The sequence below is a fragment of the Serratia sp. AXJ-M genome, from assembly GCF_046531865.1.
Classification (GTDB): Bacteria; Pseudomonadota; Gammaproteobacteria; order Enterobacterales; family Enterobacteriaceae; genus Serratia; species Serratia liquefaciens.
Genome location: NZ_CP059394.1, coordinates 1,324,698 through 1,350,140, shown reverse-complemented (window position 1 = coordinate 1,350,140; position 25,443 = coordinate 1,324,698). Strand labels below are relative to the sequence as shown.

26 protein-coding genes are annotated in these 25,443 nt (G+C 58.5%); 11 read left to right on the top strand and 15 right to left on the bottom strand.

Annotated features, from left to right (window positions below; genetic code table 11):
• Positions 1-36 precede the first annotated feature (36 nt).
• The 4 genes from bioD to bioB are packed head-to-tail and all read right to left on the bottom strand — an operon-like array spanning position 37 to position 3,649.
• Positions 37-717 carry a dethiobiotin synthase gene (gene bioD, locus H0S68_RS06325; protein ID WP_410529242.1) on the bottom strand — a complete coding sequence of 227 codons (681 nt, stop codon included), beginning with the start codon at positions 715-717 and terminating at the stop codon, positions 37-39.
• On the bottom strand, positions 710-1,477 hold the full coding sequence (gene bioC / locus H0S68_RS06320) for a malonyl-ACP O-methyltransferase BioC (RefSeq protein WP_234529446.1): 768 nt from the start codon (positions 1,475-1,477) through the stop codon (positions 710-712). The genes bioD and bioC overlap by 8 nt, the downstream gene beginning before the upstream one ends.
• Positions 1,461-2,612 (bottom strand): 8-amino-7-oxononanoate synthase, encoded by a 1,152-nt coding sequence (gene bioF, locus H0S68_RS06315; protein ID WP_130015927.1) that lies wholly within the window; start codon positions 2,610-2,612, stop codon positions 1,461-1,463. Before bioF ends, bioC begins: the two co-directional genes overlap by 17 nt.
• Entirely contained in the window at positions 2,612-3,649 is a 1,038-nt protein-coding gene (gene bioB, locus H0S68_RS06310; RefSeq protein WP_020825716.1) for a biotin synthase BioB, read from the bottom strand. The genes bioF and bioB overlap by 1 nt, the downstream gene beginning before the upstream one ends.
• Before the next feature lie 90 nt (positions 3,650-3,739).
• Between bioB and bioA the strand changes: the two genes are divergently transcribed.
• Positions 3,740-5,014 carry an adenosylmethionine--8-amino-7-oxononanoate transaminase gene (bioA, locus tag H0S68_RS06305; protein WP_116690988.1) on the top strand — a complete coding sequence of 425 codons (1,275 nt, stop codon included), beginning with the start codon at positions 3,740-3,742 and terminating at the stop codon, positions 5,012-5,014.
• Between the two features lie 4 nt (positions 5,015-5,018).
• Here bioA and H0S68_RS06300 read toward each other — a convergent pair whose 3' ends face one another.
• Positions 5,019-5,420, bottom strand: coding sequence for a YkvA family protein (locus tag H0S68_RS06300; protein ID WP_048761208.1), 402 nt, complete (start codon positions 5,418-5,420; stop codon positions 5,019-5,021).
• A gap of 165 nt (positions 5,421-5,585) precedes the next feature.
• Between H0S68_RS06300 and H0S68_RS06295 the strand changes: the two genes are divergently transcribed.
• Positions 5,586-6,068: a kinase inhibitor gene (locus H0S68_RS06295; protein ID WP_020825713.1), complete on the top strand. Its 483-nt coding sequence runs from the start codon at positions 5,586-5,588 to the stop codon at positions 6,066-6,068.
• 94 nt (positions 6,069-6,162) lie between these two features.
• Here H0S68_RS06295 and pgl read toward each other — a convergent pair whose 3' ends face one another.
• The gene (gene pgl, locus H0S68_RS06290) at positions 6,163-7,158 is read right to left on the bottom strand and encodes a 6-phosphogluconolactonase (RefSeq protein WP_410529241.1); all 996 of its coding nucleotides are present in this window, start codon (positions 7,156-7,158) and stop codon (positions 6,163-6,165) included.
• Between the two features lie 178 nt (positions 7,159-7,336).
• Here pgl and H0S68_RS06285 point away from each other — a divergent pair, with 178 nt between their 5' ends.
• On the top strand, positions 7,337-8,161 hold the full coding sequence (locus tag H0S68_RS06285; protein ID WP_020825711.1) for a pyridoxal phosphatase: 825 nt from the start codon (positions 7,337-7,339) through the stop codon (positions 8,159-8,161).
• 34 nt (positions 8,162-8,195) lie between these two features.
• Here H0S68_RS06285 and modC read toward each other — a convergent pair whose 3' ends face one another.
• The 9 genes from modC to H0S68_RS06240 form a co-directional block, all read right to left on the bottom strand.
• Positions 8,196-9,263, bottom strand: a complete 1,068-nt coding sequence (modC, locus tag H0S68_RS06280) for a molybdenum ABC transporter ATP-binding protein ModC (protein WP_046374245.1) — start codon at positions 9,261-9,263, stop codon at positions 8,196-8,198.
• On the bottom strand, positions 9,264-9,953 hold the full coding sequence (modB, locus tag H0S68_RS06275; RefSeq protein WP_020825709.1) for a molybdate ABC transporter permease subunit: 690 nt from the start codon (positions 9,951-9,953) through the stop codon (positions 9,264-9,266). It lies immediately after the preceding gene.
• Positions 9,950-10,723 carry a molybdate ABC transporter substrate-binding protein gene (modA, locus tag H0S68_RS06270; RefSeq protein ID WP_020825708.1) on the bottom strand — a complete coding sequence of 258 codons (774 nt, stop codon included), beginning with the start codon at positions 10,721-10,723 and terminating at the stop codon, positions 9,950-9,952. The genes modB and modA overlap by 4 nt, the downstream gene beginning before the upstream one ends.
• A 290-nt stretch (positions 10,724-11,013) precedes the next feature.
• On the bottom strand, positions 11,014-11,163 hold the full coding sequence (locus H0S68_RS06265) for an AcrZ family multidrug efflux pump-associated protein (RefSeq protein ID WP_020825707.1): 150 nt from the start codon (positions 11,161-11,163) through the stop codon (positions 11,014-11,016).
• 169 nt (positions 11,164-11,332) lie between these two features.
• Positions 11,333-12,118: an ABC transporter ATP-binding protein gene (locus H0S68_RS06260; RefSeq protein WP_122077635.1), complete on the bottom strand. Its 786-nt coding sequence runs from the start codon at positions 12,116-12,118 to the stop codon at positions 11,333-11,335.
• The gene (locus H0S68_RS06255; protein ID WP_410529240.1) at positions 12,115-13,149 is read right to left on the bottom strand and encodes a FecCD family ABC transporter permease; all 1,035 of its coding nucleotides are present in this window, start codon (positions 13,147-13,149) and stop codon (positions 12,115-12,117) included. The genes H0S68_RS06260 and H0S68_RS06255 overlap by 4 nt, the downstream gene beginning before the upstream one ends.
• Position 13,150: 1 nt before the next feature.
• Positions 13,151-13,906, bottom strand: coding sequence for a class I SAM-dependent methyltransferase (locus tag H0S68_RS06250; RefSeq protein WP_142815725.1), 756 nt, complete (start codon positions 13,904-13,906; stop codon positions 13,151-13,153).
• Between the two features lies 1 nt (position 13,907).
• Positions 13,908-14,903, bottom strand: a complete 996-nt coding sequence (locus H0S68_RS06245) for an ABC transporter substrate-binding protein (protein ID WP_410529239.1) — start codon at positions 14,901-14,903, stop codon at positions 13,908-13,910.
• A 7-nt stretch (positions 14,904-14,910) separates the two neighbouring features.
• Complete coding sequence (locus tag H0S68_RS06240) at positions 14,911-17,076, bottom strand: TonB-dependent receptor (RefSeq protein WP_410529238.1); 2,166 nt, start codon at positions 17,074-17,076, stop codon at positions 14,911-14,913.
• A gap of 195 nt (positions 17,077-17,271) precedes the next feature.
• On the opposite strand from H0S68_RS06240, the gene modE reads away from it, so the two are divergent.
• From modE to H0S68_RS06200, 8 genes are all read left to right on the top strand, one after another.
• On the top strand, positions 17,272-18,063 hold the full coding sequence (gene modE / locus H0S68_RS06235) for a molybdenum-dependent transcriptional regulator (RefSeq protein WP_410529237.1): 792 nt from the start codon (positions 17,272-17,274) through the stop codon (positions 18,061-18,063).
• 95 nt (positions 18,064-18,158) lie between these two features.
• Positions 18,159-19,631 carry a molybdate ABC transporter ATP-binding protein ModF gene (modF, locus tag H0S68_RS06230; RefSeq protein ID WP_174573881.1) on the top strand — a complete coding sequence of 491 codons (1,473 nt, stop codon included), beginning with the start codon at positions 18,159-18,161 and terminating at the stop codon, positions 19,629-19,631.
• 131 nt (positions 19,632-19,762) lie between these two features.
• The gene (locus H0S68_RS06225) at positions 19,763-20,335 is read left to right on the top strand and encodes a cysteine hydrolase family protein (RefSeq protein ID WP_410529236.1); all 573 of its coding nucleotides are present in this window, start codon (positions 19,763-19,765) and stop codon (positions 20,333-20,335) included.
• A gap of 153 nt (positions 20,336-20,488) precedes the next feature.
• A complete protein-coding gene (locus H0S68_RS06220; protein WP_020825698.1) occupies positions 20,489-21,310 on the top strand; it encodes a CPBP family intramembrane glutamic endopeptidase in 822 nt (273 codons plus the stop codon).
• Between the two features lie 286 nt (positions 21,311-21,596).
• Positions 21,597-22,649 carry a galactose-1-phosphate uridylyltransferase gene (galT, locus tag H0S68_RS06215; RefSeq protein ID WP_410529235.1) on the top strand — a complete coding sequence of 351 codons (1,053 nt, stop codon included), beginning with the start codon at positions 21,597-21,599 and terminating at the stop codon, positions 22,647-22,649.
• The gene (gene galK, locus H0S68_RS06210) at positions 22,646-23,797 is read left to right on the top strand and encodes a galactokinase (RefSeq protein ID WP_410529234.1); all 1,152 of its coding nucleotides are present in this window, start codon (positions 22,646-22,648) and stop codon (positions 23,795-23,797) included. Before galT ends, galK begins: the two co-directional genes overlap by 4 nt.
• Positions 23,791-24,834, top strand: a complete 1,044-nt coding sequence (gene galM / locus H0S68_RS06205) for a galactose-1-epimerase (RefSeq protein ID WP_217330921.1) — start codon at positions 23,791-23,793, stop codon at positions 24,832-24,834. The genes galK and galM overlap by 7 nt, the downstream gene beginning before the upstream one ends.
• A gap of 196 nt (positions 24,835-25,030) precedes the next feature.
• Positions 25,031-25,369, top strand: a complete 339-nt coding sequence (locus H0S68_RS06200) for a PsiF family protein (protein WP_020825694.1) — start codon at positions 25,031-25,033, stop codon at positions 25,367-25,369.
• Positions 25,370-25,443: the final 74 nt, after the last annotated feature.

Sequence of the window (25,443 nt, the reverse complement as noted above, 5' to 3'; positions counted from 1 at the left end):
GTCCATGGCGAATACCCTGGACGGAGGATCTAACGCTTAAAGGGGTAAAACGCTCAAATCCAGATACTGCCCCAGCGCCTGCCGTTCGGCTTCGGGCAGATGGGGGATCTCCCCCAGCAACGGGACCGGTAACATGCGCCGCAGCGTGGCCATATATTCCTGATGGCGGCGACCCGGTGCGCAGACGTCATTGGCGATCCAACCGACCAGCGGCAATCCCGCCTGCCGGATAGCCTGTGCGGTCAGCACGGCATGGTTGATGCAGCCCAGCCGTATTCCCACCACCAAAATGACCGGCAGTTGTTCCTGCTGCACCCAGTCGGCAAAGGTATGTTGTTCACTAAGCGGCGTAAACCAGCCCCCGGCGCCTTCGACCAACAGCCACTCGGCCCGCTGCTCCAGGTGACGTAACCCGGCGGAAAGCTGAGCCAGTTCGATCGGCCGCCCTTCGTCGGCGCTGACAATGTGCGGTGAGGTCGGTTCTGCAAACACATAAGGGTTTACTTCGCCATAGCTTAGCGCCACCGAACTATTGGCCTGCAATGCCAACGCATCGCCGTTACGTAGCCCTTCCGTGGTCATCTCGCTGCCTGAAGCTACCGGTTTGTAGCCGGCCGTGCGGTAACCCGCCAAATTGGCTGCCTGCAGCAAGGCACTGCTGGCCACGGTTTTGCCCACTTCGGTATCGGTGCCGGTGACAAACCAACGCTTAATCACGATAAATCACTCCATAAACCAGATGATAGCTGAGCGGAAATTGTCCACGGCGGCAGGGATAGGCTGCCTGCAAGGCGGCGAGGCGCTGTCGGGACAGCAGGCCGGCTTCGCGCCCCTGATGCAAATGGGTCGCACCAATCCCCTTGAGGGATCGCATCAACGCCATTACGTCCGGGTAATTCAGGGTTTGCCATTCCGCCTGCAGGTGATGGCGATAACCCGCACAGGCCGCCTCAATCTGCGCCAGCGGCAGAAAATCATTAACATGGCGCTCACCGTCCACCTGCTGCCAGGCGTCACCCAATTCATGCAGCGAACCTTCAGCCAGGGTGGAAAATAAAATCACGCCGCCCGGGCGGGTAACGCGGTACAGCTCTGCCAACGCCCGCGGCAGATCGCTGCACCATTGCACCACCAGGCTGCTGAAACTGATATCCACGGCAGCATCGGCTAAGGGAACATTTTCGATGTCGCCCAGCAGATAATGATCCGCTGCCTGCTGCTGGCGGGCAAAGGCCAGCATGCCCGGTGCCAAATCGAGCGCCGTCACCTGCTTGCCCAGTTCACGCCAGCGGCGGCTGAAATAACCGGTGCCACAGCCGGCATCGAGCAGTTGCTCGCCCCGGTGCTCCTGCCCCATCCCCAGTAAGCGCTCACCCACATCACGCTGCAATACCGCTGCCGCGTCATAACCCACGGCCGCACGGCTAAAGGCCGAGGCGACCGCTTGCTTGTTAACCTGTTCAAACGCTGACGTCATGCAATACCTCCAGCAGACGATCGATATCCTGTGGCTGATGCGCCGCCGTCAGGGTAATACGCAAACGCGCACCGCCCGGCGGTACCGTTGGCGGGCGGATCGCACTCACCCACAGGCCTTGCGCACGCAGGTGCTGCGCCAAATCAAGCGCTCGCTGATTATCCCCCACCAACAACGGCTGAATGGCGGTTAGAGACTCCGTCAACGTCAGCGACAACTGGGCCGCCCCCTGGCGAAATCGCTGAATATTCGTGTTCAACCGCGTGCGTAATTCGTCACCCTGCTGGATACAATGCAACGCTGCCTGCAGCGCACAGGCCTGTGCCGGCGGCATCGCCGTGCTGTAAATCAGATGGCGGGCAAACTGCAACAGGTATTCAGCCGTAGATTCATCGCACAGGACCGCAGCGCCACTGAGGCCAAAGGCTTTGCCGAAAGTGACCACCAACAACTCGGGCCGTACGCCCTGCTGCCAGCAACTGCCGCGCCCCTGTTCACCCTGAACGCCAATGCCATGTGCGTCGTCAACCATCAGCCAGGCGCCTGCCTCGCGGGTCAAACGGTGCAGCTCTGCCAAAGGGGCACTGTCGCCGTCCATGCTGAATACCCCTTCGGTGACCGCCAACGTCTGGCCGCCGCAGGGTTTTGCCAGCAAATCGGCCAACGCCTGCGGTTGGTTATGGCGAAAGCGTCGGAGTTGGGCCGGTGAGTGAGCTGCCGCCTCCAGCAGCGAGGCGTGGCTAAGCCGATCGGCCAGAATGCGATCCTCTTCCTGCATCAGCGCCGCCAGCAGCGCCTGATTGGCGGCATAGCCAGAGATAAACAGCAGCGCGCGCGGATAACCCAACCACTGCGCCAATTGTTGTTCCAGCGCCTGATGCGCAGTACAAAAACCGGTGACGTGGCCGGAACCGCCGGACCCCACGCCATATTGCTGCGCACCCTGCTGCCAGGCAGCGATCACCTGCGCATTCTGGCTCAGGCCCAGATAGTCATTGCCGGAAAAATTCAGGTAGCGTTGGTCGTTAAGCTGAAGATGGCGGCCATTGCCGCCCTGATTCACCAAACGGTGGCGGTAAGCGGCGCTCTGTTGCCGCTCCTCCAGCGCCTGTTCAATACGTTGTTGCCAGCTCATTACAGCGCCGCGTTGTAAAACTCAGCGGTATCGGCCTGCATCAGGCGCGCAGCCAGCACTTCTTGTTGCTGGTTGTCGCCGTGCTCGGTTTCGGTCTGCTGCGGGTTGAGGCCCAGCTTGCGGAACAATTGCAGATCCTTGTCCTCTTCCGGGTTTGGCGTGGTCAGCAGCTTGCAGCCGTAGAAGATGGAGTTGGCACCGGCCATAAAGCACATCGCCTGGGTTTGTTCGTTCATCTGCTCGCGACCGGCTGAAAGACGCACGTAAGAAGACGGCATCATGATGCGTGCCACTGCGATAGTACGAATGAAATCAAAAGGATCGACGTCGTCGTTGTCCGCCAGCGGCGTCCCCTTAACCTTCACCAACATGTTGATCGGCACGCTCTCCGGCGGCGTGGGCAGATTGGCCAACTGTACCAGCAGCCCTGCGCGGTCACGCACCGTTTCTCCCAGCCCAACGATGCCGCCGGAGCAGACTTTGATACCCGCACCACGCACCTTGCCCAACGTATCCAGGCGTTCCTGATAGCTACGGGTGGTGATGATATTGCCGTAGAATTCCGGCGAGGTATCCAGGTTGTGGTTGTAATAATCCAGCCCGGCTTCGGCCAGGCGTTCCGCCTGTGAGCCATCCAGCGTGCCCAGGGTCATGCAGGTTTCCATCCCCATGGCCTTCACGCCTTGCACCATCTGCTGCAGGTAAGGCATATCGCGCTCGTGCGGGTTTTTCCACGCCGCGCCCATACAGAAGCGGGTCGATCCGTTTGCCTTGGCCTTGCGCGCCGATTCCAGCACCTGTTCCACCTGCATCAACCGCTCCGACTCCAGGCCGGTTTTGTAGCGGGAGCTCTGCGGACAGTACTTGCAGTCTTCCGGACAGGCGCCGGTTTTGATTGATAACAGCGTGCTCACCTGCACCTGACGCGGATCAAAATGCTGGCGGTGAACCGTCTGGGCTTCAAACAATAACTCAAGCAGGGGTTTATCAAACAGGGTCTGGGCGAGACCCACTGTCCAGTGAATGCGATCGGCCATCACGGCGTCTCCAAAAATGAAAAAAGTGTCGTCAGTTTAGATATTGTGGATATACTGTCAACCATTACACACATGATTTGGTTTACAAGTATGTCTGTCACTGACTCCGACCTGGAATTCGATCAGCGCCATATCTGGCACCCTTACACCTCGATGAGCCACCCACTGCCCTGTTATCCGGTAGAGGCCGCCAGCGGCGTTGAACTGCAGTTGGCCGATGGCCGACGCCTGATTGACGGTATGTCGTCCTGGTGGGCGGCCATTCACGGATATAACCACCCGCAGTTGAACCTGGCCGCCACGCAGCAGTTGGAAAAGATGTCGCACGTGATGTTCGGCGGCATTACCCACCCCGCCGCGATTGAACTGTGTCGCAAGTTGGTCGCTATGACGCCGGAAGCGCTGCAATGCGTGTTCCTGGCGGATTCCGGATCGGTGGCGGTGGAAGTGTCGCTGAAGATGGCGTTGCAATACTGGCAAGCGCGCGGGGAACGGCGGCAGCGCATTCTGACCCTGCGTCACGGCTATCACGGCGATACCTTCGGCGCGATGTCGGTATGCGATCCGGACAACTCGATGCACAGCCTGTATCAGGGCTATCTCGCGCCGCACCTGTTCGCTACCGCGCCGCAGTGCGGTTTCGATCAGGCCTGGGATGAAAATGATATCGCCCCGTTCGCCGCGCTGTTGGAACAACACGCCGGTGAAGTGGCGGCGGTGATCCTGGAACCGGTAGTCCAGGGGGCGGGCGGCATGCGCATCTATCACCCGACTTACCTTAAACGGGTACGCGAACTCTGTGACCGCTATCAGGTGCTGCTGATTGCCGACGAGATCGCTACCGGTTTCGGGCGCACCGGCAAGCTGTTCGCCTGTGAACATGCCGAGGTAGTACCGGATATTCTGTGTCTGGGCAAGGCGTTGACCGGCGGCTATATGACGCTTTCCGCCACCCTGACCACCCGCCACGTGGCGGAAACCATCAGCAACGGCGCTGCGGGCTGCTTTATGCACGGTCCTACCTTTATGGGCAATCCTTTGGCCTGCGCGGTGGCGAATGCCAGCCTGTCGCTGCTGGCGGAAAATCGCTGGCAACAGCAGGTGGCCGCCATCGAGACCCAGTTGAAACAGCAGCTATTGCCGCTGAAAATGCAGCCAAAAGTAGCGGACGTGCGGGTATTGGGGGCGATTGGCGTAGTGGAAATGCGCGAGCCGGTGGATATGGCGCAGCTACAGCGCGGATTCGTCGAGCGCGGCGTGTGGATCCGCCCGTTCGGCAAACTGATTTATTTAATGCCGCCTTACATCATCGAGCCTGAACAGCTCAGCAAATTGACCGCCGCAGTCACCGCCGCGGTCCAATAACAGATTACCAATGCTGGTCCAGATAACGGGCCAGCAATACCAGACACAACACCCACAGCAAAATGATCATTACCGCCGCCATCCGCCCGGTAGGATTGTCGATACGCCTTTGCGCCTTCTCGCGGAACTCCACCATCAGCGGCTTGGGGATCAACCGCACCGCCAGCATTATGCCCAGCGGCACAATAATCACGTCGTCCAGATAGCCCAGCACCGGAATAAAGTCCGGGATCAGATCGATAGGCGATACCGCATAACCCGCCACCAGCAGGGCGATCAATTTGGCATACCAGGGCGTGCGCCGGTCACGGGCGGCCAGCCAAAGAGCATAAATATCGCGCTTGATGCCCTTGGCCCAGCGGCGCAGCCAACCAAACCACGGCGTGCGTTTTTTTAATGAAATCATGATTGCTTGTATCGATCTGTGAATTATTGATGTCGCGTATGTAGCTTCGGCGTTAACGAGGATAACTCATAGAGCAGGCCGCTGGCGAGGCGCAATGAGGCTTGTGTTATTACGTCAAAAAGGTCTAGCTTAGGCATTCAGCTTTTACCGACCAATGGAGTCATTATGAGCTTTCGTTTGTACAGCAACGATTTGCAGGACGGCGCGAAAATGCCGGAGCGCCAGGTATTCAACGGCATGGGTTATCATGGCGATAATCTGTCGCCACATCTGGCCTGGGACGGCGTGCCGGAAGGCACCAAGAGTTTCGTGATTTCGGTATACGATCCCGATGCCCCGACCGGCTCCGGCTGGTGGCACTGGGTGGTGGCCAATATCCCGGCAGCCACGCGTGAACTGCCGCAGGGCGCAGGTTCCGGCAAGGGGGGCTTACCGGCCGGCGCCGTGCAGACCCGCACCGATTTTGGTTCCGCCGGCTATGGCGGCGCGGCGCCACCGCAGGGAGAAAGCCACCGCTATCACTTCACCGTCCACGCACTGGACGTAGAAAGTATTGAGGTGGATGAAGGTTCCAGCGGCGCGCTGGTCGGTTTCAACGTGCACTTCCATAGCCTTGGCAGCGCCACGCTGACGGTGAAATACAGCTGATTTTCGGGAAAAACAACCCCAACCCGAGAGACTGTAGGGGCGCAGCAAGCTGCGCCCTCATTATTCATTCACCCTTACGGCAACCGGGTATCATTTACTTCGCTAATACGCTTACCCACATCGGGCCTTTACCCACCGGGTAACGTGCCAGAGTGGTCAGCTTGCCGCTGGCCTGATCGATTTCATATACCCCGATATGATCGGACTTCTGGCCGGACGAGATCACAAAGCGGCCGCTGTGGTCGATGTTGAAGCCGCGTGGCTGCTCTTCAGTCGGGTGGGAGCCAACGACCGACAGGGTACTGCCGTCTTCGGAGACGCTGAAAATGGTCAAAATGCTGGCGGTGCGGTCGCTGGTGTAGAGGAAGCGGCCATTCGGCGTGAGGTGAATATCCGCCGCCCAGCGGGTGCCGTTGAAATCGGCAGGCATGATATCCAGCGTTTGCGCCAGGGTGTATTTAGCGCCGTTTTCACTGATGGCCAGCACGTCTACCGTGCCGTCCAGCTCGTTGACGCAGTAGGCAAATTTATCGTTAGGGTGGAATGCCATGTGGCGCGGGCCAGCACCGGCGGCGGTTGCAACCGCTTCCTGAGCATGCGGCGTCAGTTCACCCTGTTGGTCCAAATTGAACAGACGAATGCGATCTTCTTTCAGGCAAGGCACCAGCAGCAGCTGATTGGTCGGATCGATATTGGCCGAATGCGGCGCAGTTAAACCGTCAATCTGCTGAAGAGGTGCGCCCACTACGCCGTCATGGCCGATCGGACTGACGCTGGCGCAGTTGCCGCTGTAGGAGGCGGAGAACAGATAACGCCCCTGCAAATCGGTGGAGATGTGGGTCGGGCTGCCCGGCAGCGGTGCCATGCCCGCCTGTTGCAGCGTGCCGTCCGCCTCGATGCGGTAGCTGACAATGCCGAACGCCGGGCGCACGCCGACGTACAGGTGCGTTCGGTCCGGGTGGATAGCCATCGGTTGCACCTGACCCGGGACTTCGACGGTTTGCAGCAGCGCCAGGGCCCCTGCATCGCCTAACTGCCAGACGTGAATTTGTTGGCTTTCCGGGCTGGCGACATAAACGATTTGCTTCATGTGTTCTCCTTGAATAGGGTAAGAGAGAAACCGGTTTCAGGTTTTTCGGTTTCCCCTAGCTTACCTCACATCCGTGACATAACAACCCTGTGTTGCTGAGGAAATCTGTGCTGTTTTATCCATCGCTTATCCGGTGTACCATCGGTTTAATTTTGTTGCTAACGATAATGAGATCCCTATGAGCTACCGCGTCATTGCCCTCGATCTGGATGGCACCCTGCTGGACAACCAAAAACGCATTTTACCGCAGTCGCTGGCAGCCCTGGCGCAAGCGCGCGCTGCCGGTATCAAAGTGATTGTCGTCACCGGCCGCCATCACGTGGCGATCCACCCGTTTTATCAGGCGCTGGAGATAGACACCCCGGCAATCTGCTGCAACGGCACCTATCTGTATGACTTCCAACAGCAAAAAGTGCTGGCCGCCGATCCGCTGGCCAAAGATCAGGCCAAACTGGTGCTGCAAATGCTGAAACAAAGCGGCATTCACGGCCTGATGTACGTGGACGACGCCATGCTGTATCAGGAACCCAGCGGCCACGTCACCCGTTCACTTGCCTGGGCGGAAACCCTGCCGCCGGCGCAGCGCCCAACGCTGTTGCAGGTCAACAGCCTGGTACAGGCGGCCGATGAAGCACAATCCATCTGGAAATTCGCCACTTCGCACGCCGATATTCCCGCTCTGCGCCAGTTTGCCGAAACGGTGGAAAAAGAGCTGGGACTGGCCTGCGAATGGTCGTGGCACGATCAGGTCGATATCGCCAAAGGCGGCAACAGCAAAGGGAAACGCCTGCAGCAGTGGGTCGAGTCGCAGGGCCTGAGCATGGATCAGGTGGTGGCGTTCGGGGATAACTACAATGACCTCAGCATGCTGGAAGCGGTAGGCCTGGGCGTGGCGATGGGCAATGCCGATGACGCTATCAAGCAACGCGCCGATTTGGTGATCGCCGATCACCTGCAGCCCGGCATCGCCGAGGTGATCCGCACGCGCGTGCTGGGTCAGTAATTCGTGATTGCCCTCCCCGCGGGGAGGGCGCTATTTAACGCGCCTCGCGGCTGATCGACACGCTTTTCACCTGCGCATACAACCATTGACCCGGTCGGATCGCCAACTCATCACGCGCCCACGGCGTAATACGCGCCCACAGCACGCTCTCTCCCACCGCCAGTTTCACCTCCACCTGTCCATCCACGTCCAGGCACTCGCTCACCTTGGCCGGCAGTACGTTGCGGATACTGCTGTTGACCGGCGGCTGCAGCACCAATGAAACGTCGGCGGCGTTGATTCGGATGCGCAGTTGAGCGCCCAACGCGGCATCGACTCCACTGACCCACAGGCGTTGGTCGCCCAACGCCAGGGCCGTCATGGCGTAGCGCGCATGATGTTCAATTACGCTAACGCGCAGCACGCTGCTTTGATCTTCACGCTGCAACCATGGCCGCAGTGCGCTGCTGGCCCACACTTCTTCCAGCCCGCCGAATGCCCTTACCTGACCGTTATCCAGCACCATCACCTGCTCGGCCAAACGCAGAATTTCATCCATGCTGTGGCTGACGTAAAGGATCGGCGTATTGACGTCCTGCGCCAACCGCTCCAGATACGGCAGCAGTTCGCGCTTGCGCGGCAGGTCCAGCGACGCCAGAGGTTCATCCATCAGCAGCAACTCCGGCGCGGTCAATAAAGCACGACCAATCGCCACCCGCTGTTTTTCACCGCCGGACAGCGTCAACGGCAGGCGGTTGAGCAAGGGTCCGATACCCAGCAATTCAACAATGTTGTCGAACTGAGCACGCATACTGGTCGCCATACCGTATTGCAAGTTGCCACGTACCCGATAATGCGGGAACAGGCGCGCGTCCTGAAACACGTAGCCAATCCGCCGCTTCTCCGGTGGCAGGCACAGGCCGCTGGCGGTATCCACCAGCGTACGGCCATTGAGCACAATGCGGCCTTGCTGCAGGCGCGTCAGGCCGCCAATGGCATTGATTAAGGAAGTTTTACCCGCACCCGACAGGCCAAAAATCGCGGTGATGCCCTGCGCGGGCAGATCGGCGCGCACGTTAAGGTTTAAATCCCCAAGGCGTTGGGAGAAATCCAGCTCCAGCATTTACACGCCCATCCGTTTACGACCCCAGCGGGCCAGCCACTCGGAAACCATCAGTGAAAGCAGTGACAGCACTATGGCAATCACGCACAGGCGCGCGGCGGCGGCTTCAGCCCCCGGCGTTTCAATCAGGGTATACATCGCCAGCGGTATGGTACGCGTCTCGCCGGGAATGTTGGAAACAAAGGTAATGGTGGCGCCGAACTCGCCCAGAGAACGGGCAAAGGCCAATACCACACCGACAATCACGCCGGGCAGCGACAGCGGCAGCGTGATGGTGAAAAACACCCGCCACGGGTTGGCCCCCAGGGTGCGGGCAGCCTGCTCCAGCCGGGTATCCACCGCCTCCAGCGCCAACCGGATGGCGCGCACCATCAGCGGGAACGCCACCACGGCAGAAGCCAGCGCCGCACCGCGCCAGCTAAAGCTGAAACTGAAGCCAAACCAGTCATACAGCCATTCACCAATCACGCCGCGCCGCCCCATGGCGATCAGCAATAAATAGCCGACCACCACCGGTGGCAGTACCAGCGGCAGGTGAATAATACTGTCCAGCAGCGATTTACCCGGGAAGCGGCAGCGTACCAGTACCCAGGCCATCAGAATGCCAAAGGGTAAACTGCACACCACCGCCAGGGCGGACACTTTCAGGCTCAGTTCAACGGCCTGCCACTCGTACTCACTCAGGATCATTTACGCGGGGAGAATCCATAATGTTTGAAAATAGCAGCCGCTTCCGGGCTCTTCAGGTAGCTGTAGAACGCGCTGACGGCCGGGGTTTGATGACCTTTCACAATCGCCATCGGGTATTCCACCGGTTTGTGGCTGTCTTCCGGGAAGATGGCCACCACGCTGACTTTATCACTGGCTACCGCGTCTGAACCATAAACAATGCCCAATGGCGCTTCGCCACGTTCTACCAGTGCCATGGCGCTGCGTACGTTGTTGGCCCGGGCCAACTTAGGTTCCAGCGCGGTCCAGGCTCCGAGATTCTGCAGCGCTTCCTTGGCATAAATGCCGGCAGGCACGTGATCCGGATCACCCACCGACAGGCGGCCGCCATTGAGCAGTTTTGCCCAGTCGGTTTGCTTGTCGAGTGTGATTTTAGCCGGTTTGGCGTCTTTTGCCGCGATCAGCACCAGTTCGTTGCCCAACAGGGTATAACGGGTGTCTTTGACCATTTGCTGTTTGTCGATGGCGTAATCCATCCACTGCTGATCGGCAGAGATAAACAGATCGGCCGGGGCGCCCTGCTCAATCTGGCGCGCCAGCGTGGAAGAGGAGGCGAATGAGGAAACCACCTGCACATCCTTGCCTTTCTGGTATTGGGTCGCGATATCCTGCAGTGCGTTAGTCAGCGAGGCGGCCGCAAAAACGGTAATTTTATCCGCTGCCGATGCCTGCATAACCATACCGGATGCCAATACGATACCGCCGACCCACTTAGTCCATTGCTGTTTCATTGTTTTCTCCGCAAGTTAACGTGCATTATCACTCTTCGTTATATAAAAAATAATATAACGTCGCGCAGAAGCTTGTCATGCGGTTTATCGGCAGGGTGTGAGATATCTTGATATACCCGTCATACTTCAAGCTGCTTGGGTGTTGGCTCTCCTCGTTCACCCCGGTCACTTACCAGAGTAAGCTCCCGGGGATTCACTGCGTTGCCGCCTACAAGCCACTCGAATTATTTAGGGCATATATCTACCTGCCGAACGACGCCGGCAGGCTTTGAAATGGGGATGGGTAACGATCAGTGCTGGGTACGATTTTCTTTCGAACGGCCCACTTTGGAGAAAATGTTGAACACTTCCGCCAAACCGTAGATCAGGCCGAGGATGATGGCCATCACAACCGGAACCATGACCACAGCGAACAGCAAACTTTTCAATAAATCCAACATGGTAGCCTCACTTAACTGCCCATTGAGCGGTAATGAACACCGCCACGTAAATTCTAGTTTAAACCAAAAAACCGACTAAAACGGGGTTATTTTAAAGACTTGGCGGAATTTGTAACCGGCCAAACGTGCCATTTGTGCTCCGGTGGCGTCTATCGGCCTGCGGCGAACGCTATTGAACAGGATAATAGATCAGCGGCGCGGCATAATCGCTAACCGCCGCCAGCCTGGCCTCTACCCCATAAACCCTGTCTATCGTCTCCGATGTCAGCACCTGCTGCGGGGGGCCGAACGCGTGTAAACCGCCCTGCTTTAACAACATCAGCCGGTCACAGTAGCAGGCCGCCAAATTCAGGTCGTGCAGCGAAACCACTACGCTGATGCCCAGCCGCCGCAATAACGCCATAAACTGCTGCTGATGGGCAATATCAAGATGGTTGGCAGGTTCATCCAATAACAGCCATGGCGTTTGTTGCGCCAGCGCGCGTGCCAGATGAACGCGTTGCTGTTCCCCGCCGGACAGCTGATGCCATTCACGCTCGGCCAGGTGCGAAATGCCGACCTGCTCCATCGCCTGCCCGGCAATGCGATAATCTACCGCGCTGAATCCTGCCCAGCGGCTGGCGTAAACCAGACGCCCGAGCAACACCACGTCTTTCACCGCAATGGCAAAGGCGCCGGGCCCGGACTGTTCGAGGAAAGTCATGGATTTGGCTCGCTCGCGCCCTTTCATTGAGGCAATATCGGTTTGCTGCAAATACACCCGGCCACGGCTGGGGGAAATCAATCCCGCCAGTAACTTGAGCAGCGTAGATTTTCCGCTGCCGTTGACGCCGAGCACGCCGGTAATTTCACCGGGCCGGGCGTGAAAACTGAGGTTATTCAGCACCACTCTTTCTGCCGTTGACCACCCCAACCCTTCGGCACGCAGCCCCGATAACCGGCTTTCAATATTCATGCGTTTATTTTCCGATACAGCAGGGCGAGAAATACCGGGACACCCAACAACGCGGTCAAGACACCCACCGGCAGTTCACGCGGTTCAAACAAGGTTCTGGCCAGGGTGTCCGCCGCGACGGCAAACAACGCGCCGCACAGCGCGCTGGCCGGCAACAGCAACCGGTGACGCGGCCCGACCAGCAGTCTGGCGACGTGCGGCACCGTCAGCCCAATAAACCCCACCGCGCCGCTGAATGCGACGATAACGGCCGTCAGCGCCATGGTAATGCCGTACAGCAGCAGCTTCAGCGGCGCCACCGCCACTCCCAACGACGCCGCGGTCAGGCCGCCGAATGCCAGTGCGTCCAGCTCGCCCGCTTTCATCCAGCAAACCGCCAGTGCCGCCGCCAGCAGCAGAGCGCAAAGCCCCACCTGCGACCAGCGGGCGTCACTGAAGGATCCCAATAGCCAGAACATCACGCCACGCGTGGCATTGGCGTCCGCTTGCCATAGGGTAATCAGCGAGGTCAGTGCCGAAAGCAGTTGCGTGACCGCGACCCCCGCCAAAATAAACAGCGATGACTCGGCGTTCAAGGAACGCCCGGCGAGCAGTAAAACCAGAGCAAAGGCCCCGGCCGCACCGATAAATGCTCCGCCAGACACCGACAACAGGCAGCCGCCGAGCCCCAACACCAGCACCAGAACAGCGCCCACGCCTGCCCCGGAAGAGATCCCTAGCACCCAGGGATCGGCCAACGGGTTGCGCGTCAGCGACTGCAGGACGGTGCCGGCCAGGGCCAGACCGGCCCCTGCCACCGCGGCCAACAGCGCCCTCGGCATTCTCAATGACCAGATTATCCGTTGATAAATCTCGCTACCGTCCTCGGCGTTAGCGGCGCCAGGGGCAGACAAAATACGCCACGCGTCATGCAGCGATATTGGCGCCGGTCCGTACAACGAGGCAGCGAGCAAAAATAGCGGCAACGCCAGCGCCAGCATGCACAACCAACCGCCTGAACGCCTGGCCCCCCGGCGTACCGATCCGTCCATACTATTTCCAGCCTGCAATCACGTAGTCATCCAACAACTGCCAGACCGGCCCTACTTCGGTAAACCCCGCTTGCGTCAGGCTGGCAAGTTGGAAATCCAATGCCGTCGCCGGAGGGACAGGACGCCCGGCGAACAGCTTTTCCCGCTGTTGCCGATATTGCGCCAGCTCCGGCAGCTGCTGCACCTTGTCAAACCACTGCTCCCAGTCTTCGACACCGTTGCGCCAGGCCTGTTGCTGCGTCTGGTTATCGTGCAGTTCAGCCAACGTTTTAACGCGTGGCTGTCGATGGTCATAACGCTGGTGGTCAGCATTCAAAAATACGCCCCCCTTGGGCAGCCGTTCGGCGATGTTGCGATACAGCACCGTCAGCTGTTCCGGCATTAACCAGTGCAGCGCCGTGCTGGAAACCACCGCGTCAGGCGTTGCCCCCTCGAGCGATGAGAAACACTCAGGATCGGCGAGATCGGCCTGAAGAATGCGGATCCTGTCGCCATATTCCGCCAGGGCACCGCGGGCGATAGCCAACAGTAACGGATCGAGATCCATCGCCGTCACTTTGGCCTGCGGGAAACGCTGAAGGATGCGCAGGCTTAGCGATCCCGGCCCACAAGCCAGATCTAGTACGTGAAAATCCTCGCCGACCGAAAGCGCTAACACCTCGAGTTGAGCATTAAAACGCGCTTCTCGCTCGGCGATGTAAGCCCCTTGTTGCTGATCCCACGAGGTCAACAGTGAGGAGAATGAAAGAGAAGACATATCAGGGTTCCTTTTTAAGAATGGATGATCCTAAGGCCTGTTGATGCAGGCCCTGAATTAAACGTTGCAAGGCTGCCAGGGTACGTACCGAGGGATCCAGGTCGTAGCCGGGCAAAATGACATAGCGTTTTTGGCGCACGGCGCGCAGGGTTGAGGTCAGGGGGTGATGCTCCAGAAAATGGATCTTATCTTTGGCACTGTCGCCGAGGCCGCCACGGGGTAAATCGCCCAGCACAATCACGTCGGGATCGCGGGCGGCAATGGTTTCCCAGGATACGGTGGGCCAAAGCTCGGGCAGATCCCCAAACAGATTTTGACTGCCAATCTGACGGGTCAACAGTGCAGGTGCGCCGCAGCATCCCGCCACATAAGGGGTTTGCGTACCGGCATACCACCAAAGTAGCCGCTGTTGGGGCAAGGACACCGCCTGACGCTCCAGTTCCCGCAGTTGTGACTGCTGCTTTTTAATTAAGCGCTCAGCTGCGCCGGTGACGTGAAAAATTCGGGCAATTTCACGCAGTTCGGCAAAAATACCCTCGAAGCTCGCCGAGCGGCTTACGGTACTTTGTTGGCCACTGCAGACGTCAGGCGAGAGATAGGTAGCGATTCCCCACTCCGTCAGCCGATCGCGGCTGGGCGTTTCCGGGCTGTTAAACCAGTAGTAACTGGCCGAATAGACCAAATCCGGATTGAGCAACAGCAAAGGTTCCGCCGCCGGCGGTGCGGCGGCCGACAACTGGCTCAGGGCTTTGCCCCGCGTCGTCGGAGACGGAGCCGTATCCCGTGCATAGTCATAACCGATAATGCCGACGATGCGCTGCGCCAGTCCCAGCGCCAGCAGGTTTTCCAACGCGGGGTTGGCGTAAACCAGCACCCGCTCAGGCGCCGTGGGGTAGCGGTACGCCTGGTCACAGTTGTTGAGGGTGACAGCACCGGCCTGTGCCAGCGCATGAAACGACAGGCCCAGCGCCACCAGCAGGCAGATTATCGGCTGCATGGCAGGATCAGAACCTCACCGAAATAAAGCTTTCATAGGTGCGCGATGGCGCGATCAGCACCTGATCCGGGTAAGTACGTTGATAGGCATACAGCTGGTTAGTGACGTTTCTGATACGCACGCCCACCCCCACGGTCCGGGTGATCTGATAGTCCGTCGCCAGATCGAGCGTGGTGTAGGACGGCATTTTACGCTGGTTGGCGTCGTCGTTATAACTGCTGCCTACGTAGCGCAGCGATGAGGTGAGCCCCCACTGTTCCGTCGGCATATAACGTGCCGTAAGGTTGGCGGTCCAGTCAGGGATGTAGGCCGGACGATTACCGTTATAGCTACGTAACGGGCTGCCGCCGCGGTACTCATCATAACGGGCGTGGGTGTAGGCCGCATTGGCGGCCAGCTCCCAGCGATCGCTGGGGCGCAACATCAGGCTTAATTCCACGCCGCGCGAGGTCTGCCGGCCAACGGCATTTAGCGTATCCGGCTGCTGCGCATTGAGCACAAACAGGTTGTCCTTGCGCAGTTCGTACAACGCCAGCGTGGCCTCTCCCTTGTTATCCCAAAACTGCCCCTTGGCGCCGACTTCCCATTGGCGTACCCGGGTAAGCGGCAGACCGGTTTGCGCCGGACTTAAAAAGAACAGGTCGTTGCCCGGCTCCTTGCCGGTAGTGTAGTTGGCGTAAATATTGATGTTATCGGTCAACGCATAGCTGGGGCCCAGGCTCCAGACGCTGAAGGCGTAGGTTTGCGCGGAGCGCTCTTCTTGCGGGCCCTGAAAATGCCAATCCATATCCATATGGTTGTAGCGCAACTGCCCCAGCAGGGTTAAACGTTCAGTCAGGCTGAAGCGGTCTTCCATAAAAGCGGCGTACTGGTTTTGCGTAACGTGGCGAACCGGAGAACGTTGGCTAGCGGTGCCCTGTGAAAAACTTTCTCTGATCGGTGCCTGCAGCGGAACCTCTTCGGAACCGGGGAAGCCGTTGGAGTAGTACTGAAAGCGACGTTTACTCAGATCAAGGCCGACAATAAACCGGTTATCGAAGCCGCCCAACGGCCGGTCGAACACCAGTGAACTGCGGTTGCCGATCAGGTCGTCATCGTGGGCCAGCGCCCCGAACGAATCACGATTGACATAGCCGGGCTGAGTGGCGGCCGAGATGCGAAAGCGTTCCACATTGCGCCATTCACGAAAGCCGCTGTAGTAGTAGAACTGGTTATGCAGCTCAATTTCAGGCGTGGTGAACCAATCCAGGCTGGCCTGAAACGACGTGGCGTTGCTCTGGATACGGCTGTCGGTCAGGTTGTTGTAGTTGATATCGCGCAGTTCGCGGGCGATGTTCCCTTCCACCAGCGGCGTGCCGTAGTAAGGGTTGTTGGTGCGATTGAGCATGCGATCCAGGCTTAACGTCAGCAGGGCATTATCAGACAGTTTAAACAGCAGCGCGCCGGATACCCGTTTCTGTTTGTCACGCTCATATTGCACATTGGTGCCGCTGTCGCTGCCGCTGACGTCCAGACGATAGGCTGCCACGTCGTCGACTAACGTCCCTCCCGCTCCCAGGTGCAGGCGCTGGCTGTTATAACTCGACAGGCCATAGTCGAACTCGATGGGCTGGCGGCTGAAGGTCGGCTGGCGCGAAAGCAGATTGACGCTGCCGCCGGCGGCGCTCAGGCCATTGAGCACCGATCCGGGGCCGCGCAACACTTCTACACTGCCGTAATGGGAAGGATCCGCTAGCTGAAGGGTGCTGCCCGGCGTTTCGACGCCGTTATACAGCCAGGACACCGGCCTGAAACCGCGAAGTGAAAAGTTATTGCTGAGCGTGGGGGAAGCCACGCCGGACATGCCGGGAGCACGCTCGACAACGGCGGCGAGCGATTTATCACCCCGCTGCTGGATAGCCTGTGCGCTGATAACATCAATACTGCGTGGGGTTTCCAGATTGGTCAGCCCCAGGCGCGAAGCCGACTGGGTGACGACCTCCAACGAGCCATAGGTGCTCTGGGGCTGGCTGGATGCCTGCACGGTTAAGCTGTCTTCGCAACGTGATGACTTTTCGGTTTTGTCGCAAGCGCCGACGGCCAGCGCGGCGTTCGGCAGGCTTAACAGCAAAGCGGTAATCAGGTAATAAGGTGGTTTTTTGGGCGTGACGAAACCCAGACGTGCAGCACTCATTTACAGCATCCCTTTGGTGAAATAAAAACCCGCCGTGGCCGGCATCAATCATTATATTTTTTGTTATGTTATAACATCTCAATTATTGAAGGCCAGTTTTTATTGTTACCGAGCCCTGACTGTAGCCGACGCATCCTTTGGCGCTTTGCGGCTAAATCGGCGACAATAAGGCTTTTGCAGCCGACAGGACGCGTTATGCAGGCCGAAATTCTTCTTACCCTAAAACTTCAGCAGAAGCTGTTCGCCGACCCGCGCCGCATCGCGCTGCTGAAACAGGTCCGGCACACCGGCTCCATCAGCCAGGGCGCCAAACTGGCGGGCATCAGTTATAAAAGTGCCTGGGACGCGATTAACGAAATGAACCAGTTGGCGGAGCAGACGGTGGTGGAACGTGCCACCGGCGGCAAAGGCGGTGGCGGTGCGCAGGTGACTCGCTATGGTGAGCGGTTGATCCAGCTTTACGATCTGCTGGGGCAGATCCAACAAAAAGCCTTCGACGTGCTGAAACAGGACGAGTTGCCGCTCGATAGCCTGTTAGCGGCAATCTCGCGTTTCTCGCTGCAAACCAGCGCCCGCAACCAGTTCTTTGGCACCGTGATCGAACGCGATCACCAGCAGGTGCAGCAGCATCTGGATATTCTGCTTAACGACGGCAAAACCCGTCTCAGCGCGGCCATCACCCAACAGAGCGCCGATCGGCTGCAGCTCTCCCCCGGCAAGGAAGTGCTGGCGCTGATTAAAGCCCCCTGGGTGAAACTGAATACCGATCCGGCTCTGGTCGGGGCAGCGGACAACGCATTGGCGGGCGTGGTCGCCAGCATTCAACCGGGTGCCGATCACAGCGAGGTGCTGGTCACGCTGACGGGCGGTGAAACCCTGTGCGCCACCGTGGCCAACCCAGAGCTACAGCAGCTTAAACTGCGCACCGGCAGCCAGGTTCACGCCTTGTTTAACGCCGATCGGGTGATTGTCGCCACGTTGTGCTAAACGCAACGTAACGTAACGTTGCATTTTTGCCGATTGACATCGCTCCGCAATGCGCCTATTTCTAAACAAAATAATTGCATAAAAAGGAACAGGTGATGTCGTCGTTGCACATTTCGCAAGGTTCATTTCGCTTAAGCGATACCCGTACCCTGACGCTGGAAGCGCTGGAGATTCAGGCCGGCGACAGCTGGGCCTTTGTCGGCGCCAACGGCAGCGGCAAATCCGCCCTGGCACGCGCGCTGGCCGATGAACTGGTGTTGCTCAACGGCGAGCGCCGCAGCGATTTCAAGCATGCGGTACGCATCTCCTTCGAACAGTTGCAAAAGCTGGTCAGCGACGAATGGCAACGTAACAATACCGACCTGCTCAGCCCAGGCGAGGAAGATACCGGACGCACCGCAGCGGAAATCATTCAGGAAGAGGTCAAAGACCCCACGCGCTGCGCGCAGCTGGCGGAGCAGTTCGGCATTACCCCGCTGTTGTCACGTCGCTTTAAATACCTTTCTACCGGCGAAACGCGCAAAACCCTGCTGTGCCGGGCGCTAATGCCACAACCCGATTTACTGATCCTGGATGAACCCTTCGACGGGCTGGACGTGAATTCACGCGCTCAGTTGGCTACGCTGTTGAATGATCTCTCCGGGCATGGCTATACCCTGGTGCTGGTGCTCAATCGCTTTGACGAAGTGCCGGACTTTATCCGTAACGTGGGCGTGCTGGCCGATTGCACCCTGGCAAGCCAGGGGACGCGCCGGCAGGTGATGGCGGAAGCGCTGGTAGCGCAACTGGCGCACAGCGAGAATCTGGATGGCCTGGCGCTGCCGGAAACCGAAGATCCGGCGCAGAAAACCACGCTGCCGGCGGATCAACCGTTAATTATCCTGCGCGACGGGAGGGTCAGCTACAACGATCGACCTATTCTCAATCACCTCGACTGGCAGGTTAATCCCGGCGAACACTGGCAGATCGTCGGCCCGAACGGTGCCGGTAAATCGACGCTGCTCAGCCTGATCACCGGCGATCACCCTCAGGGGTACAGTAACGATCTTACCCTGTTCGGCCGCCGGCGCGGCAGCGGGGAAACCATCTGGGATATCAAACGCCATATCGGCTACGTCAGCAGCAGTCTGCATCTGGATTACCGCGTCAGCGCCAGCGTGCGCAACGTGATCCTGTCCGGTTTTTTCGATTCGATCGGCATTTACCAGGCGGTATCCGATCGCCAACGGCAATTGGCTGACCAATGGCTGGCGTTGCTGGGGCTGGGCGGTGCAAACGGCGAGGCCCCCTTCCACAGCCTTTCCTGGGGCCAGCAACGGTTAGCGCTGATCGCCCGCGCACTGGTCAAACACCCGGCGCTGTTGATCCTCGACGAACCGCTGCAGGGGCTGGATCCGCTCAATCGCCAGTTGGTCCGTCGCTTTGTCGACGTGTTGATCGGCCAGGGATCGACCCAACTGCTGTTTGTCTCCCACCATGCGGAAGACGCGCCGCAAAGTATTACCCACCGCCTGAGCTTTGTCCCTGATGGAGACGGCTACCGTTATCAGTTGGATACGCTGATCTGAAATCCTCGATAATCCGCGCGGATGGGTAGCCCCGCTACTCATCCGATGACATATCCGGCAACACTTCCTCTGCAACACATCACATTTGGCCTTTTATCATAAGGAGTAAAGGATCCGCTTCTGGAGACACCATGTCCGCCGCACTGATTATTATCGATCTTATCGACGATCTGATTGGCCCCAAAGGGCGTGCGAATCATTGCCGTGAGCAGGTGTTGGCACTAAACCTGATTGCCAACACCAACGCCGCCGCGGCTTACGCCCGGGTACGTAAAATTCCTGTGATTTGGGTGCGCGTCGGTTTTGCCGACGATTATCACGACATTCCCGCTCACTCTCCGCTGTTCAGCCACCTGAAACAGATTGGCGCACTGCGTCTGAGCAGCCCCGGCTGCCAATGGGATAAGGATTTGCAGGTGCTGCCAACGGATATTCAGTTCGAAAAGCACGGCGTTAGCGCCTTTGCCGGTAACAATTTGTTAGCCTGGCTGCAGCAGCACCGCTGCCATCATTTGCTGCTAGGCGGGGTCAGTACCCCACTGGCGATCGAAAGCACAGCTAGACAGGCGCACGACGCCGGTTTTCAGGTGACCGTCTTGCAGGACTTATGCGCCGCACCGACGCAGGAAATCCACCAGCAGAGTCTGGATATCCTGCAGAACCTGGCGGAAATCACCCGTTCGCAAGCCTGGATGAAGGGTTAACAGCACTATTTCACCCACTGCACCGACCTTTATCGTCATTTCGCTGTGCTACTATCCGGCATAGTGCCCAACTCACCGATCATTCGCACACCGATAAAGCAATGATTGCCTTCGGTAATGGGTACCGTGTGCATATTTTAAAGGGACATAGTTATGTGGGGCGTACTGGCTTCTTCGTTATTCTTTTTGCCATTTAACCGGCTTATTGCCTGGTTGATTCTGGCCGCATCGGCGGGGATGGGCATGTACCACGCGGTACTCACCCCGCTCAGCCTGACTTGCTTATTAGGCATTGCCGCCCTCGCAGGGCTGCGACACCATTTTCGGACACGGCGTAATCTGGCTGTCCCACTTGAAGTGTTAGTGGTTTTAAGCTGTGTGGCGCTATTCCTGCACCTGGTGCCGGGGATCAATAACCAATTGATGATCGACGGCGATAAAGCAGGCCCGTTAAGCGCACCCTTCACCATGTATTACAACTTTGACAAGGCGATAGTGCCCTTCCTGTTGTTCGCCTGTCTACCAACGTTGTTTAAACGCGATAAACCTGAAAAAAGCGTAGGTACATCGGCCTGGACGGCGCTGATTATCAGCGTTCCGGCCTTGCTGTTGCTGGCGGTGGCGCTTGGCGGCCTGAAGATTGAGCTGCATACCCCAGCCTGGATCCTGCCGTTTATCATGGCCAACCTGTTCTTTGTCTGCATGGCTGAAGAAGCGCTGTTCCGCGGTTATCTGCAGCAACGGCTGAGCCAATGGTTGGGGGCTTGGCCGGCATTGATTATTGCCGCGCTGATTTTTGGCGCCGCGCATCTGGCCGGTGGCATGCTGATGGTCATTTTCGCCACGCTTGCCGGGTTGATTTACGGCCTGGCATGGATGTGGAGTGGCCGCTTGTGGGTGCCGATTTTATTCCACTTCGGACTTAATCTGACCCATCTGCTGCTGTTCACTTACCCGCTGTACCAGCATTCCTGATCGCCATAACCGGCAGGTGAACGCCTGCCGGTTACCAGTGTGAAAACGCTATCACTTCCAGCCTGATGCCAACTTTTTCAGCTTTCCCCCTCCTACACTGCCAGCGGTTTTCTCACTTGCATCACGCAGTGTAAACGATTCCATTTTTCGCTCTGGATCACCTTTTTCCCCCGTGGGACGTGCTATCTTTTTGCTCATAGTTATCCATTTGTATGAGTCAAGGGTAGGTTAGCGGAAGATGAAAGCGATTACACCGCGCCGCATCGCCCGAGAAAAAGGAACCACCATGACGGATTTTAACCCCGTAGATCATCCCCATCGCCGCTACAACCCGCTGACCGGCCAATGGGTATTGGTCTCGCCACACCGTGCCAAACGGCCGTGGCAAGGCCAGCAGGAGTCCACACAGCAGGAAACGTTGCCGCAGCACGATCCCGACTGTTTCCTCTGCCCGGGCAACACCCGTGTTACCGGCGATAAAAACCCGAACTATCAGGACACCTACGTATTCACCAACGACTTTGCCGCGCTGATGACGGATACCCCGCTGGCACCGGAAAGTCAGGATCCGCTGATGCGCTGCCAGAGCGCCCGTGGCACCAGCCGGGTGATTTGTTTCTCGCCCGATCACAGCAAGACCCTGCCGGAATTGCCGCTGCAAGCGCTGGAACGAGTGATTGCCACCTGGCAGGAACACACCGCCGATCTGGGACGCAGCTATCCGTGGGTGCAGGTTTTTGAAAACAAAGGCGCCGCGATGGGCTGCTCTAATCCGCATCCGCATGGACAGGTTTGGGCCAACAGCTTCTTGCCGAACGAAGTCGAGCATGAGGACCGGCTGCAACGCGAGTATTTCCAACGGCACCACTCCGCGATGTTGACGGATTACGTCCAGCGCGAACAGGCTGACGGCAGCCGTACGGTGGTGGAAACCGAACACTGGCTGGCCGTGGTGCCCTACTGGGCGGCCTGGCCGTTTGAAACGCTGCTGTTGCCGAAGAGTTCCGTGCAGCGCATTACCGATCTCAGCGCCGAACAGAGCCGTGACCTGGCCGTGGCGCTGAAAAAACTGACCAGCCGTTACGACAACCTGTTCCAGTGCTCCTTCCCCTACTCCATGGGCTGGCACGGCGCCCCGTTTAACGACGCAGATAACCGCCATTGGCAACTACACGCCCACTTCTATCCGCCGCTGCTGCGTTCTGCCACGGTGCGTAAATTTATGGTGGGTTACGAGATGCTGGCAGAAACCCAGCGCGATTTGACTGCAGAACAGGCCGCAGAACGTCTGCGTGCCGTTAGCGATGTTCATTACCGTGAAGCCGGAGCCCAACAATGAGTTTAAAGAACCTTACCCACACCCTTTTTACCGAACGTTTTGGCTACGCGCCCGCACTGACTATCCAGGCCCCGGGCCGGGTGAACTTGATCGGTGAGCATACCGACTATAACGACGGTTTTGTGCTGCCGTGCGCCATCGATTACCAGACGGTGATCGCCTGCGCCAAACGCGACGACCGTCAGATCCGGGTGATCGCCGCCGATTACGACGCCGAGCAGGATCTGTTTTCGCTCGACGAACCGATCGTCAGCCATCCAACCCAACGCTGGTCCGATTACGTACGCGGCGTGATCAAACACCTGCAGCAGCTCAACAGCGATTTTGGCGGTGCGGACCTGGTGATTTCCGGTAATGTGCCGCAAGGTGCCGGCCTCAGTTCTTCCGCCTCTTTGGAAGTCGCCGTTGGTCAGGCCATGCAGGCACTGTATGCTCTGCCGCTGGATGGCGTAGCGCTGGCCCTCAATGGGCAAGAAGCAGAGAACCAGTTTGTCGGCTGTAACTGCGGGATTATGGATCAACTGATTTCTGCGCTCGGCGAACGGGATCATGCTTTGCTGATCGACTGCCGAACGCTGGAAACCCGCGCAGTATCGGTGCCGGAAGATATCGCGGTGGTGATCATCAATTCCAATGTGAAACGCGGTCTGGTAGACAGCGAATACAACACCCGCCGCAAGCAGTGTGAGGAAGCCGCGCGCTTCTTCGGTGTCAAAGCGCTGCGCGATGTCAGCCCGGATCTGTTTTTCCCGATCCAGCATGAGCTGGATCCGATCGTCGCCAAACGAGCGCGTCATGTGATCAGCGAAAACGATCGTACACTGGCTGCTGCCGATGCGCTGGCCGCTGGTGATATGAAGCTGATGGGCAAACTGATGGCGGAGTCGCACGCCTCGATGCGCGATGATTTTGAAATTACCGTGCCGCCGATCGACCGGCTGGTGGAGATCGTCAAAGCCGTTATCGGCGACCGCGGCGGCGTGCGCATGACCGGCGGCGGTTTTGGCGGCTGTATCGTGGCGCTAATGCCACAGGCGCTGGTCGAGCCGGTCCGCGAGGCAGTAGCACGCGAATACCCGCTGCAGACCCATGGGCTGAAAGAAACCTTTTACGTCTGTAAGGCGTCAGAGGGGGCCGGCAGATGCTGAGCGACAGTCAAACGTTGGCCCCTGACGGCCAGCCCTACCAATTGACCCAGTTGAAAAACGCTGGCGGAATGACGGTAACGCTGATGGATTGGGGCGCCACCTGGCTCTCCGCAGTATTGCCGCTGAAATCGGGCAAAACGCGCGAGTTGCTGCTGGGGTGTCGTACCCCAGCGGACTACCTGAATCAAGCGGCCTACCTGGGCGCTACCGTCGGGCGCTACGCCAACCGCATCGCGCACGCCAGCCTGCAGATTGATGGCAAACCGCATCCGCTGGTCGCCAATCAGGGAGAACACCAGCTGCACGGTGGGCCGGAAGGCTTTAATGCCCGCCGCTGGCGCATTACCCAACAGGATCAGCAGCAGGTGAGCTACGCCTTGCATTCGCCAGACGGTGACCAGGGTTTTCCCGGCAATCTCGACGTTCAGGTCAACTATCGACTCACTGCCGACAATAGACTGGAAATCAGCTATCAGGCGCGGACCGACAGCGCCTGCCCGGTCAATTTAACCAACCACGCCTACTTCAACCTCGACGGGGCCGGAACCGACGCCCGCCATCAGCGGCTACAGCTGTTTGCCGACCGCTATCTGCCGGTCGACAGCGAAGGGATCCCCTGTGCCGATCTAACCCCGGTGGCAGACAGCGGCATGGACTTCCGCCAGCCAAAAACGCTGCTGCAGGATTTTTTGAGCGATCGCTGTCAACAGCGGGTAAAAGGCTACGATCATGCCTTTTTGCTGCATCGTACCTGTGGCGCATTGGACTGCCCGGCGGCCCATCTTTGGTCGGCTGATGGCCAGGTACAAATGAGCGTCTTCACCAGTGCGCCGGCGTTGCAGCTCTACAGCGGCAACTATCTGGGCGGAACGCCGGCACGCGAAGGCGGCAGCTATGCCAATTACGCCGGCGTGGCGCTGGAAAGCGAGTTTTTGCCGGACAGCCCGAACCACCCGGAATGGCCGCAGCCCGACTGTTGGCTGCAGCCGGGGCAACAATACCTGAGCGCCACCCATTATCAGTTTTATCCTATCTGACCCGCTACGCCCCTTGCCACGCGGCGAGGGGCCGTTTGTTATAAATGCTTACCTTTTTACCCCGCTGCCGCGCCGAGGGCTGCCTTTCCTTATTCCAAAGCGCGCACTAGAATCAGGCTACGGTGATAAGCACAACACCTTGTGCAACGTCACAATTTTCGGCCACCCCGGCCGGCCAATAGCTGAAGGAACACCTATGCGTCTGATTACTGCACTTCCATTACTGGCGGGTTTACTGCTGAGCACCAATCTGATGGCTGCCGAGACCGCAGCAAAAACGCCATCACCGGCACAGGCCGCGCAGCAGAAACGCATGACCGATTGTAATCAACAGGCCACCAGCAAAACGCTGAAAGGCGCGGATCGCTCTACCTTCATGAGCACCTGCCTGAAATCCGAAGGCACCGCTGCGACCAAAACGCTGACTCCGCAGCAGCAGAAAATGAAAACCTGTAACGCCGACGCCAAGACCAAAAGCCTGAAGGGTGACGAGCGTAAAACCTTTATGAGCAATTGCCTGAAAAAAGCAGCCTGATTGCCCTTCCCCACGGCACGGCCGAATCTCCCTTCGCCGTGCCGCACTCCCTGTCTGCACCAGCCTGATCGATT